This window comes from Pseudomonas sp. 1L-B-1-E-C1 (assembly GCF_057291835.1).
Genome location: NZ_JBXAWN010000002.1, coordinates 580,036 through 592,362, shown reverse-complemented (window position 1 = coordinate 592,362; position 12,327 = coordinate 580,036). Strand labels below are relative to the sequence as shown.

The 12,327-nt window shown below is 61.0% G+C and carries 13 protein-coding genes; 8 read left to right on the top strand and 5 right to left on the bottom strand.

What is annotated here, in order from left to right; all coding sequences use genetic code 11:
- Positions 1 to 844: 844 nt before the first annotated feature.
- The gene (locus AC0Z4S_RS06245) at positions 845 to 1,252 is read right to left on the bottom strand and encodes a response regulator (RefSeq protein ID WP_485622432.1); all 408 of its coding nucleotides are present in this window, start codon (positions 1,250 to 1,252) and stop codon (positions 845 to 847) included.
- 204 nt (positions 1,253 to 1,456) lie between these two features.
- On the bottom strand, positions 1,457 to 1,663 hold the full coding sequence (locus AC0Z4S_RS06240; RefSeq protein ID WP_485622438.1) for a Flp family type IVb pilin: 207 nt from the start codon (positions 1,661 to 1,663) through the stop codon (positions 1,457 to 1,459).
- Between the two features lie 337 nt (positions 1,664 to 2,000).
- Between AC0Z4S_RS06240 and cpaB the strand changes: the two genes are divergently transcribed.
- From cpaB to AC0Z4S_RS06200, 8 genes are read left to right on the top strand one after another with little or no spacing between them, the layout of a single operon-like run.
- Positions 2,001 to 2,942: a Flp pilus assembly protein CpaB gene (gene cpaB / locus AC0Z4S_RS06235; RefSeq protein ID WP_485622431.1), complete on the top strand. Its 942-nt coding sequence runs from the start codon at positions 2,001 to 2,003 to the stop codon at positions 2,940 to 2,942.
- Positions 2,943 to 2,962: 20 nt separating this feature from the next.
- Positions 2,963 to 4,180 carry a type II and III secretion system protein family protein gene (locus AC0Z4S_RS06230; protein WP_253498770.1) on the top strand — a complete coding sequence of 406 codons (1,218 nt, stop codon included), beginning with the start codon at positions 2,963 to 2,965 and terminating at the stop codon, positions 4,178 to 4,180.
- Positions 4,177 to 5,367, top strand: a complete 1,191-nt coding sequence (locus tag AC0Z4S_RS06225; RefSeq protein ID WP_485622429.1) for a CpaE/TadZ family protein — start codon at positions 4,177 to 4,179, stop codon at positions 5,365 to 5,367. The genes AC0Z4S_RS06230 and AC0Z4S_RS06225 overlap by 4 nt, the downstream gene beginning before the upstream one ends.
- Positions 5,364 to 6,632 carry a TadA family conjugal transfer-associated ATPase gene (locus tag AC0Z4S_RS06220; protein WP_485622427.1) on the top strand — a complete coding sequence of 423 codons (1,269 nt, stop codon included), beginning with the start codon at positions 5,364 to 5,366 and terminating at the stop codon, positions 6,630 to 6,632. Before AC0Z4S_RS06225 ends, AC0Z4S_RS06220 begins: the two co-directional genes overlap by 4 nt.
- Positions 6,633 to 6,649: 17 nt before the next feature.
- A complete protein-coding gene (locus AC0Z4S_RS06215) occupies positions 6,650 to 7,534 on the top strand; it encodes a type II secretion system F family protein (protein ID WP_485622425.1) in 885 nt (294 codons plus the stop codon).
- Position 7,535: 1 nt separating this feature from the next.
- Entirely contained in the window at positions 7,536 to 8,420 is an 885-nt protein-coding gene (locus AC0Z4S_RS06210) for a type II secretion system F family protein (protein ID WP_485622424.1), read from the top strand.
- A gap of 23 nt (positions 8,421 to 8,443) precedes the next feature.
- Positions 8,444 to 9,166, top strand: a complete 723-nt coding sequence (locus tag AC0Z4S_RS06205) for a tetratricopeptide repeat protein (protein ID WP_485622423.1) — start codon at positions 8,444 to 8,446, stop codon at positions 9,164 to 9,166.
- A gap of 10 nt (positions 9,167 to 9,176) precedes the next feature.
- Entirely contained in the window at positions 9,177 to 9,449 is a 273-nt protein-coding gene (locus AC0Z4S_RS06200; protein WP_252873835.1) for a DUF3613 domain-containing protein, read from the top strand.
- Positions 9,450 to 9,554: 105 nt separating this feature from the next.
- Here AC0Z4S_RS06200 and AC0Z4S_RS06195 read toward each other — a convergent pair whose 3' ends face one another.
- The 3 genes from AC0Z4S_RS06195 to AC0Z4S_RS06185 form a co-directional block, all read right to left on the bottom strand.
- Positions 9,555 to 9,917, bottom strand: a complete 363-nt coding sequence (locus AC0Z4S_RS06195; protein ID WP_076565574.1) for a DUF6124 family protein — start codon at positions 9,915 to 9,917, stop codon at positions 9,555 to 9,557.
- 1,018 nt (positions 9,918 to 10,935) lie between these two features.
- On the bottom strand, positions 10,936 to 11,703 hold the full coding sequence (locus AC0Z4S_RS06190; RefSeq protein WP_485622422.1) for a response regulator: 768 nt from the start codon (positions 11,701 to 11,703) through the stop codon (positions 10,936 to 10,938).
- Between the two features lie 118 nt (positions 11,704 to 11,821).
- Positions 11,822 to 12,292, bottom strand: a complete 471-nt coding sequence (locus tag AC0Z4S_RS06185; RefSeq protein ID WP_485622421.1) for an A24 family peptidase — start codon at positions 12,290 to 12,292, stop codon at positions 11,822 to 11,824.
- Positions 12,293 to 12,327: the final 35 nt, after the last annotated feature.

Sequence of the window (12,327 nt, the reverse complement as noted above, 5' to 3'; positions counted from 1 at the left end):
TCGTGGGTGTTCAGTGAGAAACCGGTCGGCTGGCAGGCCGCCATCGCGAGCAGGCTCACTCCTACAGTTTTGATCGTGGGTGTTCAGTGAGAAACCGGTCGGCTGGCAGGCCGCCATCGCGAGCAGGCTCACTCCTACAGTTTTGATCGTGGGTATTCAGTGAGAAACAGGTCGGCTGGCAGGCCGCCTTCGCGAGCAGGCTCACTCCTACAGTTTTGATCGTGGGTGTTCAGTGAGAAACAGGTTGGCTGGCAGGCCGCCTTCGCGAGCAGGCTCGCTCCCACAGTTTGATCGTGGGTGTTCAGTGAGAAACCGGTCGGCTGGCAGGCCGCCATCGCGAGCAGGCTCACTCCTACAGTTTTGATCGTGGGTGTTCAGTGAGAAACAGGTCGGCTGGCAGGCCGCCATCGCGAGCAGGCTCGCTCCCACAGAACAGTAAAATAAAAATCAAAAGATCGCAGCCTTCGGCAGCTCCTACACGATGAGCGTTAGCTCGAGTACCGTTTTTGATCTTGATCCACGGGCGACGTCGGAAGGCTGAGTGGAGGGATTGATTCGGGCGTGGGAGCGCAGCGACCGTCTGGCGCAGCCAGACACAGCGGAAGGAGGTGCAGCGAAGCAAACCGGAGCCGCTGCGCCCGGATCAGTCCCGGAGCGAAGGAACCCGAGCCTGCGAGGGCCGAACGCAGGAGCAAGCCTTTTGGGTTACCTTTTTGCTGGGCCGGCACTCCGGCGTTTGAAAAAGGTGACCCGCCGTAAGGGCGGAACCGTAATCAGCAACACCCGCAGCAACGGATATTCACCCAAACCCCCACCAACACGGTCGGCCCAAAGGCCGCCGAGTTCACCCAGCCTGAACCCGAGGCTTGGGAAACAGATTATCCAGGGTCTCCAACAACCGAACGTGATAAATCGGCTTGCGAAACAGATCCAGCACCTGCAACCGCAACATATCGCTGACATCCTCCATATCTGCATGCCCCGACATCACAATCACCGGCAAATGCTCCCGCGACGTATGCTTACGCAGCCGCCTGATCAACGACATGCCAGACTCCTCCGGCATGCGCAGATCAGTAATCACCAAGGCAATATCCGGACGCCGAGTCAGATGATGCAACGCCAGCTTCACCGACGTCGCGGTATGACAGACAAACCCCTCCCCCTCCAGCAACTCCGCCAACTCCAGCAGCGCGTCCTCTTCATCGTCAACCAGAAGCAACTCTTGGCGCGGCAGCGAGGGAGAATTCATGGGCAGCCCCGAAATACTGAAAGTAAAACTCAGTGTAGCGCGCTGTTGACCGGACGCGACCGGCACATCAATCAGGGCGTCTGAATTGGATCAGCATCTCGAATATTCTCCTTGCGCCGACCGAGTCGGACGCTGCCAGATCCCGTCAATGCCTGAGCGCACCTGTCACTTACGCACAGACATTGAAAAGGGAAAGGACAGCAATCAAATAGTCGGACGCGTTTGCACTGTACCGCCAAGCGAGGTCAACACCGAGTTGAAAATCGCCAGCACCTTCGCCCCGATCGGTGTCACGAAAACTACGGCGACCACCGCAACCATCGCCACCACGATTGCATACTCAATCGCCGAAGCGCCCTCTTCGCTACTGGCAAATGCCCGAGCCTTGGCCAGCAGATAATCGAAAGTCATACGAAACATAGCTCCACTCCTTCGCGCCTCTGGCGCCGACATCACTACCGCGGCATGGTTCCACCGTGCCACTAGAGCATTGTCAACAAACCCCCGCCCAACAACTGTAAGAACGCATTAATCACAAAGCATTAGTTCCAGCGGGGCGCGGCCATTCCCTGCTGTTAATAGGCCAGGACTCCTACTTTGCTGGCTTATTTGCCTGTCATTAATGGCGCTTTTGCTTGGATCAGCTAGCTTGGAAATAGCGAAATAGTTGCATGTTCATAGCTGCCGAATCAGTACGCCTTTCGCAAGCAAATGCAGTCGGTTGTGCAGCAGGAAAGGGAGAGCCGTCATGAACAGTCGCGTCACCATGGGTCTTGCCGCGTTGCTGTTGCTCGGCGCGGTTTTTGTCGGTTACTGGGGGCTGGTGCTCAGTCGTCAGCCGGCCCCGGTCGTCGAGGCACCCGTAGCGCCAACGGTCAGTGTTGAACAGACTGTCGCGATTGCCGAAGACCAGACCCGCCAACCGGTGGTGGTGCTGCTTCACGATGTGCCGCCGTTCACGCCGTTGACCGCCGCCGATGTCACCGTGGAAAAGTTGCGCAGCGCACCGGCCGGCAGCCTCAGCAGCGTCGAACAAGTCGTGGGCCGTACGCCATGGCGACACCTCGGCGCCGGCACCTGGCTCAACGACGAGAGCTTCCAGGCCGGCGGCGCGCTGGCGCGGATGATTCGGCGCGACGAACGCGCACTGACCGTAGCCGTCGATGAAGTGATCGGTGGCGCCGGGCAATTGCTGCCGGGGGATTACGTCGATGTGCTGCTGTACCTGCGTGAGGATGCGAGCAACCTGCAGCAGTCGGCGCAGATCGCCGTCCCGGCCTTGCGCGTGCTCGGGATCGGCGATCACTACGGCCTGACCAATGACGGCCAACCGGCATCGCCCAACCTCAGCGCCGAAGAAAAGATCAAGCAGGATCAACGCCGGCTGGCCGCACGCACCGTGGTGCTGGCGGTGCCGGAACAACTGCTCAGTCGCCTGATGCTCGCCACTCAAGTCGGCACTTTGCGTCTCGCGGTGCGCAGCAGCGAAGAACAACGGCTGGCGAAATACTGGGCCGGCGAAACGCAATCGCCCGCGCATCTGGATCGCGCCAACAGCCAGCTTTTCCAGTTCACCCAACTCGCCTTGGGCAGCGCCCAAAGGACACCTGCCAGCGCCAGTGCCGGCGCGGCGCCCAGGCCTGCGGTGGAAATCATTCGCGGCAACCAGATCAGCCAACAAACCCCATGACTGCGCAAGGATTCAGGTGCATGCAGAGTCGACTCAGACCGACATTGAAACCGGCGCTCCGGGCCTTGCTGTTGTTGGGATTGTCGATGGACAGCGCCCTCGCGGCGGTCGGCAACTGTTCGGCACTGCCACGCCTGCCCTCGGTGATCGAGATCGGTGAAGGCTTCCAGCAGGACATGCAGTCACCGGTGGCAATCACTCGGCTGGCGGTCGGCGATCCGAAAATTGCCGACGTGCATGCCAATGGCGGTTCGTCCTTTCTGCTCACTGGCGTCGGCCCCGGCGCGACCAGCCTTATGGTCTGGACCGCCTGCTCGGCGCAGCCACAGCAAGCCATGGTCTTCGTCCAGGGCGCGGCGACCACGGCGCTGACCAGCAGCGTGCCGTCGGACGATCCGACCCTGCCGTCGCAGGTGCAGACCGACATTCGTTTCGTCGAAGTCAGCCGCACCAAACTCAAGGAAGCCACCGCGTCACTGATCGGCACCCGCGGCAATTTCCTGTTCGGCTCGCCCGGCACGCTGCCACCGATCGACGGCGTGCCGCAGCCTCGGCTGCCGGTGGATAACTCGCTGTTCAATTTTTCCTGGGTCGGCGGCAAGACCATGGCGATCATCAATGCGCTGGAAACCAGCGGCTTCGCCTACACCCTGGCGCGTCCGAGTCTGGTGGCGCTGAACGGGCAGAGTGCGAGCTTCCTGGCCGGTGGCGAAATTCCGATTCCGGTACCCAGTTCCGGCAGTGACAGCGTGTCGATCGAGTACAAGGAATTCGGCATCCGCCTGACCCTGACGCCGACCATCATCGGCCGCGACCGCATCGCTTTGAAGGTCGCTCCGGAGGTCAGCGAACTGGATTTTGCCAACGCGGTGAACATCGCCGGCACCACTGTTCCGGCGCTGACCATTCGCCGTACCGACACCAGTGTGTCGCTGGGCGATGGCGAGAGTTTTGTCATCAGCGGTTTGATCAGCACCAGCAATAGCTCGCAGGTGAACAAGTTTCCGGGCCTTGGCGACATCCCCATATTGGGCGCATTTTTCAAAGGCTCGCAGATCAAACGCGAAGAGCGCGAGCTGCTGATGATCGTCACCCCGCATCTGGTCCAGCCACTGGCGGCGGACGCGCGCCTGCCGTCGTTGCCGGGCGAGAAACTGCGCAACTACGACCCCAACTTCTATCGCATGTTCTTCCTCGAGAACGGTAACTTCGACAAGCGCAGCGGGTTGTCGCAATGAACCAGAACCTCAGTCAGACCTTCCTCGCCATCACCCGCAACAGCACCGATCTGGAATGGCTGCAAAGCGCCCTCGCGCCATTGGGCCAGGTGGTCAGCGCCGGTGCCGGCAGCCTCGACGAACTGCTCGCGCTGGTCGATGTGACGTTCGCCAATCTGGTGTTCGTCGGCCTCGATCGTGAGCACGTCGTGGCGCAAAGTGCGCTGATCGAAGGTGCGCTGGAAGCCAAGCCGATGCTGGCGATCGTCGCCCTCGGCGACGGCATGGACAATCAACTGGTGCTCAATGCGATGCGCGCCGGCGCGCGGGATTTCGTCGCCTATGGCTCACGCTCCAGCGAAGTCGCCGGTCTGGTACGGCGCCTGAGCAAACGCCTGCCCGCCGTCGCGCCCAACACGCAGCTCGGCGGGCTTACCGTGATGTACGGCGTGCAGGGCAGTTCCGATGGCGCCCTGCTCGCCAATCACATGGCCATGGTGGTGCAGAAGAGCGGCCAGCAAACCCTGCTGCTCGACCTCGGCCTGCCCCGTGGCGACAGCCTCGCATTATTGGGGCTGGAGAGTTCGTTTCACTTCGGCGATGCCCTGCGTCATTTGCGCCGCCTCGACGCCACGCTGATCGACAGCGCCTTCACCAGCGCTGACCACGGCCTGCGCATTCTCGCCTACGCCAGCACCGACGAGCCGCTGGAAACCACCAGTGCCGCCGAGCTGTACATGCTGCTCAGCGCTTTGCGTCAGCACTTCCAGCACATCGTCGTCAATCTCACCGGACAGGCCGACAGTGAGGCGTTGCGCACCTTCGTCAGCCATTGCGACAAGCTGCTGTGGTACACCGACCAGAACGTGCTCAATTGCCGACGCAACCTCGCCGTGCTCAACCAGTGGCGCGAGAAAGGCATGAAGCTCGAGCACGGGCGCTTGCTGATTGATCGTTACCTGAGCAATGTCGCACCCGACTCCGAGACCTTGGGCAAGACCTTCAATCTGCAAGTCATCGCCGTGCTGGCGTTCAGTCCCGACGTGCGCCTGAACGCGAAAAACCAGGGCGTGAGTCTGTTCGAACTGGCGCCGCGGGAGAAACTTACCCAGAGCCTGCGCGCCCTCGGCGAACGTCTGGCCAAGCGTTCCGAAGGCCTGAGCAAACCGAAAGTCACCTGGTTTGATCGTCTGCGAGGTAACTCATGAGCGCAGAAAAACTCTTTGGCGCTACGCCACGCGGAGCGATCGGCAACAGCGATCACGAAGGCCTGAAACTGGTTTTGCACCGCTACATCATCGACGCCATCGAGGAGTCGGGGAAAAACCTGCTGGAAGGTTCGCGCCAGCAACTGGCGCAGTTCGTCACCGACAAGGTCGCCGAATACATCGCGCGTTTGCATCTGGCGATCTCGCGCTACGAGATGGAGCGCCTCGGCGAAGAAATCGTCGACGAACTCACCGGATTCGGCCCGCTGGAAGTCCTGCTGCGCGACCCGTCGGTGACGGAAATCCTGGTCAACGGCCCGCACCGGGTGTTCATCGAGCGCGACGGCGTACTGCATCAGAGCGATCTGCGTTTTATCGATGCGCATCACGTCGAACGGGTCATGCAACGCATCCTTGCGCCGCTCGGCCGCCGCCTCGATGAGTCCTCACCGATGGTCGATGCACGCCTGCCGGATGGCAGCCGGGTCAATGCGATCATTCCGCCGATTGCCCTCGACGGCCCGTGCCTGTCGATCCGCAAGTTTCGCAAGGACATGCTCAACAGCACCGACCTGATGGCGATGCAGACCATCGATCTGGCGATTTTCGAATTCCTGCAGAACGCCGTCGGCAAGCGCTGCAACATCCTCATCAGCGGCGGCACCGGCACTGGCAAGACCACGCTGCTGAACATCCTCAGCCAACTGATCAACCCGCACGAACGGCTGGTGACCATCGAAGACGTCGCCGAACTGCAACTCGGCCATCCGCACGTGGTACGTCTGGAAACCCGCCCGCCCAATGCCGAGGGCCACGGCGAGGTCAAGGCCAGCGACCTGATTCGCAACGCCCTGCGCATGCGCCCGGACCGGATCATTCTCGGCGAGATCCGTGGCGTCGAAGTGGTCGACGTGCTCACCGCGATGAACACCGGCCACGACGGTTCGATGAGCACCGTGCACGCCAACAACGCTCAGGACGCGCTGCTGCGTCTGGAGACACTGGTCGGGCTGACCGGGCGTTCGATTGCCGAACGCACCTTGCGCCAGATGATCTGCGCCGCCCTCGACGTGATCATTCAACTGACACGCATGCCCGATGGCCGACGCTGCGTCAGCGAAGTGGTGGAAGTGGTCGGCATTCGCGAGGACGTCTACGTCACCAACACCCTGTTCCGCCTCGACCGCCGCACCGGTTTCGGCTTTGTTCGCGAAGCGGTCAACCCGGCCGGCGACAAGCTGCGCCACGACGCTCACCTGGGCTGACGGCGAGGAGCACACAGATGCTGGGACCGATCATTCTTATCGTCATTTGCCTGATGCTGCTCGGGCTGTCGATCTATCTGTTCCTGCAAGGACTGCGCAAGACCGCGACGGAAAAAGTCCTCAATCGCCTCGCCGCCGGGCAACCGCAACTGACCGTCGAGCAGACCAGGTGGGTGGGACTGGAACGGATGTTTTTACGTGCTGGACTGGGTCGGCCGAGCGAGCGTTTCGGTCTGTGGCTGAGCCTGTGGGCAGCGGCAATGGGCCTGGGATTTCTGCTCGCCAGCTGGGTCGGTCTGCTGATCATGTTGCTCGTCCCGCCCGTGGCGTTGCGGTTGTACATCGCCATTCGCTACCGGCAACGGATTCGCCGCATGATCGAACAACTGCCGCAACTGCTCGACCACACCGTGCGCAGCCTCAAGTCCGGGCGCACCCTCAGCGACGCAGTCCTGGGCGCCATCGAAGCCAGTGAAGATCCCTTGAAAGCGGCCATGGGCCGGGTGCAGCGCAACGTGCAACTGGGGGTGAACTTGCCTGACGCCGTCAGCGATTTTGCCGAACTCTACGAGCAGGACGAACTGCGTATGTTCGCCCTCGGCCTGAAGGTCAACCACCGCTACGGCGGCAACGCCAGTGAGCTGCTGGAGAACCTGATCAAACTGATCCGCGAGCGCGACCAGGGCGCGCGGCAGTTGCGCGCGCTGACCGGGGAAACGCGCATGACTGCTTGGGTGCTCGGTTTGCTGCCGTTGATTCTGGTCAGTTACTTCATGCTGACCAACCCCGGCTACATGCTCGGCATGTGGCAGGACGAAAGCGGCCAGACCATGCTGCTCAGCGCCGCCGTGTTGCAGGTGCTCGGCAGTCTGGCGCTGTGGCGCATGTTGCGGAGCGTTTGAGATGGTCTGGCTCGCCGCGCTGTTATTGTTCCTCGGTTCGCTGTTATTGCTGGGCAATCACCTGCTCACCGAACGCCGCCGCGTGCGTCAGGTGCATCAGCGCTTGCAGGGCCAATTGGTCCGGGAAAACCGTTTAGGCCACTGGCTGCGTGCGCTGGGCAACAGCCGTTTCGGCCGGGGCTCGGTGAGCATCGACAGCGAAACCCAGACCCTGCTCGGCCGCCTCGGCTGGCGCCGCGCCAACGAACGCGCGCTCTTCGCCGCTTGCCAGATCGGCACGCCGCTGCTCGCTCTGGGGCTGGCGATCTTTCTGCAGGAAGTGTTTTTCCCGCAGACCAGCCACCGCTGGATGGCGCCGATGTTCGCTGCTGGCGGCGGCTATCTATTGCCCAAACGCCTGCTCGCCTACGCCGCCGCGCGCCGGCAGAAAACCATCGCCGTGGAAATCTCTACGTTCATTCCGCTGCTGCGCATCCTCTTCGAATCCGGCATGGCGGTGGAACAAGCTCTGCGCGTGCTCAGCGTCGAGGCGCAAAAACTGCTGCCGGAGCTGACCAGCGAACTGCGCCAGATCCTCAGCCGCGTCGACTCCGGTCTGGATCTGGGTCAGGAGCTGAACAAGACCGCGGTGATGCTCGCGGTGGACGAATTCACCGACACCTGCGTGATCCTCCAGCAACTGATCCACCAGGGCGGCGGCGCGATGAAATCGCTGCTGGCGCTCAAGCAATTACTGGATGACCGACGCCTGACCCGGCTGCAGGAATACATCTCGAAAATGTCGGCGAAGATGTCGGTGGTGATGATGCTGTTTCTGTTTCCGGCCCTGCTGATAGTACTGGCCGGCCCGGGCTTCACCGCCATTGCCCGCGCCTTCGCAAACTGACCTTGGCTCATGGAGAGCGTTTGATGAAAGTACTGATAGTCATGGCAAGTCTGTTATTGCTGGGAGGCTGTGCCACGGACGGCCAGGCGCCGTGGACTTCGCTGCTGTCGCCGTCCAGCTGCAGCAAACTCACGTCGGAGCAGGAACTGTCGCTGAACCTCGCCGATGATCTGGCCAGCGACGGCAAGCTCCACGCCAGCCTGGCCAACCTGCAAAGCCTGCCGGACAACCTCAGCGAAGTGCGCCTGCGCAAGGCCAAGGTCTATCGCCTGCTCGGTCGCAGCGAGGCAGAACCGCTCTACCGCAGCCTGCTCGGCGGCTGCCTCACCGCCCAGGCCGAACACGGCCTCGGCCAGGTCTACGCCGCCCGTGGCGACAATGGCCAGGCCCAGGCCCACCTGCAACGCGCCGCACGCCTGGCACCCACCGACGAGAAAATCCGCAATGACCTTGGCGTGGTCTACCTCAACCAACTGCGTCTCAACGAAGCGAAATTCGAATTCCTCACCGCGATCGAACTGAGCCAGAACAATCAACTGGCGACGCTGAACATGGTCACCCTGCTGCTCTACCAGAACGACTGGCCACAAGCCGCCGAAATCGTCAGCCGCTCGAAACTGACCCCGGAGCAATTTTCCGAAGCGCAGCAACGCGCGGAAAAACTCAAAGCGCCAACCCACGCCAAAGCCACACCCGGCGACCGCGTCGCCGCCTTCATCGACCCGTTACCGCCGACGCTCGAATAAGGAGACAGCCATGAACATCCGCAAAGGCCTGTGCTACCTGACCCTGCTTACCCTGCCCCTCAGCGCCCACGCCATCGACACCGGCCCTGCTTCTGCGCAGCAGCAGGAAACCGAAGGCTGGCTGCTCCTGCAAAGCCGCAACAAAGCTGCCTCACCCAAACCCCAAAGCGCCACCGCCACCGAACGCGAACTGGCGATGCAGCGCTGGCTGAAGAAATACCAGTACGAGATTCCGGATTTTTACGATCCGGATGCGGGCGGGAAGATTGAGAGCAAGAATTAGTTTGGTGATGACCTTGAGGGCCCCTTCGCGAGCAGGCTCGCTCCCACAGTCGACCGCGTGCTTTCTGTGGGCGCGAGCCTGCTCGCGAAGAACGATAACGCGGTTTCAAGTCTGCGGATCAACCCGATCCAGCGCCCGATTCACCGCCAGCTCGGCCAGCATGACAATCTGCTGAATCGCCAACGCCGTGCTGCGCTGAAACCCGCTCAACTCACCAGCGAAATTACTCGCCATCGCACTCGCTGACGCCAGCGACTCACAGGCATGCGCCAACAGGCTTTCGGTATCGACATTGGGCACCACCATGAACAGCGTGCTGGGCGGGTGCGGCTTTGCGGGTTCGGGGCAGAGATAGAAATCCAGCGCGCGTTTTATCGCTTCGCGGTTTTTCACAAGATCGTCGGCGCGCATGGCGTCTTCGAGCGGGGTGGTGGGGGATGGGGGTGGGTCTGGAATCAGTTTGTCCATTGAAACGGCTCTCCAAAATCTGCGGTGCGACCCAATGCCATTCTCACGGGGCAAAAGGTGGCAACTGTATGCGGGGTGAGAATACCGGTTATGGACACCCGGCCAGACCGAAGTCTGCCCGCACACAGCCGCCATGACACATTGCAGACAGCGGACAAGCTGGCGGCGATTATGCGTGCACAGATACTGGATGACCATAAGTAGCAGGGTTCTCACACCCGATCGCCGAAGGTTCGACGACAGCCAGAGACTAGTGACCCGACGTCCGACGGACAACCTGAAAACCTTGTGGGAAGGTTCTGGTTATCTCGCGTCAGATTTAAACGACTTCGAGTTATCGGCGGACCCACTGGCCTCATTGCGAGCAGGCTCGCTCCCACAGAACAGCAAAAGCAAAAGCAAAAGCAAAATCAAAAGATCGCAGCCTTCGGCAGCTCCTACAGGTGGATTGCGTAACACTCAAGAACAGGTCGGCTGTCAGGCCGCCTTCGCGAGCAGGCTCACTCCTACAGAACAGCAAAAGCAAAAGCAAAGATCGCAGCCTTCGGCAGCTCCTACAGTTGGATCGCGTACCAATTAAGAACAGGTCGGCTGTCAGGCCGCCTTCGCGAGCAGGCTCGCTCCCACAGAAAGCAAAAGCAGCGCAGCTGCCCGCGGCGAAGCCGCACCACTCAACAATGAGCGCAAGCTCGAGTAGATTTTGATCTTGGAGCCCGTCGGCAGGCTGAGCGGAGGGATTGATCCGGGCGTGGGAGCGCAGCGACCGTCTGGCGCAGCCAGACACAGCGGAAGGAGGTGCAGCGAAGCAAACCGGAGCCGCTGCGCCAGGATCGATCCCGCAGCGAAGGAACCCGAGCCCCAGCGAGGGGCCGAACGTCAGGGCGAAGACCTTTTGGTTACTTTTGGGGCGTTTGCCAAAAGTGACCCGCCGTAAGGGCGGAACCGCCAGCCGCAACACCCAAAAAAACGGATATTCACCCCAACCACCCAAAGCATGGTCGGCCCAAAGGCCGCCAAGTCAATGCGCCGTAACCCGCTGCCGCCCCACCGAACTACCAGGAGAAAGCGCCAAAGCCAACTGCGTCCGATTATGCATATGCGTCAACCGCAAAACCTGCGACACATACAACTTCACCGTGTTCTCGGTAATCCCCAACTCACAGGCAATCTGATAATTGGTCTGCCCCTTGCCCACCAACCGCGCCACGTCCAACTGCCGCGGCGACAACTGATTGAACACCGCCGGCATCTCGGCAGACTCAGGCTCACCATCGGCCAGCACCGGCGCGGGCGAACGCCGCACCTTGTCCAGATCCTGATAAAGGTCATCGATCGACTCGGACAAAAACTGCAACTTCTGATTCAGGTGCCCCAGATGCAGATTCTTCTGCCGTTCCTGCAAAGCCAGTTCCTGGCGCTGCACGCCTTCGAGCAACTCAGCCAGATCAATCGGCTTCTGATAGTAATCGGCAATCCCCGCACGCAACGCCTTGATCACATCCTGCTTGTCGGCGCGCCCGGTGAGCATGATCGCCTCGAACACCCGCTGCTTGCCGGCCAGCCGCTGCAATGCCTGGATCAACTCGATGCCATCCATGTCCGGCATGTGCAAATCGCTCAGCACCAGACCGATGTCCGGATCTGCCCTGAACAGCTCGATGGCTTCCAGACTCGAGTCGCACGGCACGCAGCGGTAGCCACTGCTCTCAAGAAACTCACACAGCTCTTCGACGATCAGCGGCTGATCATCGACCACGAGGATTTTTACCGCATTAGGCTTGTTCACGAACCACTCCATTGCTCGGGCCAACGCTGACGATTCCTGCACTTTGGTGGCGTATTCGCCTGAATTGAAAGTAGACCCACTTTCCGACTATGTACATAGGACTAGTGGCACCCCGCGATCAGGTGATCCAGTACAGCGAAAGCACTACCCCTACCCACACGAACGGCGCAAATGGCAGCTTTTTTGACTTGTCCGAGGCGAGATGACGCAGATGCGCTCTAAGCCCTTGACCCATATGAGGCCAGACTTTTGGCGCGAGCAGCAGCCACAGCACGCTGGCCACGCCCGCGCCGATAAAAGCGCCAAGAACGAATATGCCGTTCGTCGCAAGACCCAGGGCTGTCATTAGTTTCACATCGCCGGCGCCCATGCGGCCGAGAAAATAACCGGGTAATGTCAGCAGCAAAGCGATCAGACACGCCCATCCACCCTGCCCCGCGTCAGCGCCCAGCCAGGTGCTGCCGGTCGCAAGCAACCAGACCAGCGCCAGCGCGCCCACACCCAACGTCAGTAAGTTGGAAATTCGCCGTTGCCGGACATCCTGCGCAGCGCAGATCGCCAGCCAGATCAGAACAAGAGAAATCTCCATCTGCTAAAAGCCGTCCGTTTTGGCTGAATGATTCT

Coding starts and splice junctions, on each gene's coding strand:
- AC0Z4S_RS06245 (WP_485622432.1), bottom strand. CDS start 1,252: ATGAATTCTCCCTCGCTGCCGCGCCAAGAGTTGCTTCTGGTTGACGAT.
- AC0Z4S_RS06240 (WP_485622438.1), bottom strand. CDS start 1,663: ATGACTTTCGATTATCTGCTGGCCAAGGCTCGGGCATTTGCCAGTAGC.
- cpaB (WP_485622431.1), top strand. CDS start 2,001: ATGAACAGTCGCGTCACCATGGGTCTTGCCGCGTTGCTGTTGCTCGGC.
- AC0Z4S_RS06230 (WP_253498770.1), top strand. CDS start 2,963: ATGCAGAGTCGACTCAGACCGACATTGAAACCGGCGCTCCGGGCCTTG.
- AC0Z4S_RS06225 (WP_485622429.1), top strand. CDS start 4,177: ATGAACCAGAACCTCAGTCAGACCTTCCTCGCCATCACCCGCAACAGC.
- AC0Z4S_RS06220 (WP_485622427.1), top strand. CDS start 5,364: ATGAGCGCAGAAAAACTCTTTGGCGCTACGCCACGCGGAGCGATCGGC.
- AC0Z4S_RS06215 (WP_485622425.1), top strand. CDS start 6,650: ATGCTGGGACCGATCATTCTTATCGTCATTTGCCTGATGCTGCTCGGG.
- AC0Z4S_RS06210 (WP_485622424.1), top strand. CDS start 7,536: ATGGTCTGGCTCGCCGCGCTGTTATTGTTCCTCGGTTCGCTGTTATTG.
- AC0Z4S_RS06205 (WP_485622423.1), top strand. CDS start 8,444: ATGAAAGTACTGATAGTCATGGCAAGTCTGTTATTGCTGGGAGGCTGT.
- AC0Z4S_RS06200 (WP_252873835.1), top strand. CDS start 9,177: ATGAACATCCGCAAAGGCCTGTGCTACCTGACCCTGCTTACCCTGCCC.
- AC0Z4S_RS06195 (WP_076565574.1), bottom strand. CDS start 9,917: ATGGACAAACTGATTCCAGACCCACCCCCATCCCCCACCACCCCGCTC.
- AC0Z4S_RS06185 (WP_485622421.1), bottom strand. CDS start 12,292: ATGGAGATTTCTCTTGTTCTGATCTGGCTGGCGATCTGCGCTGCGCAG.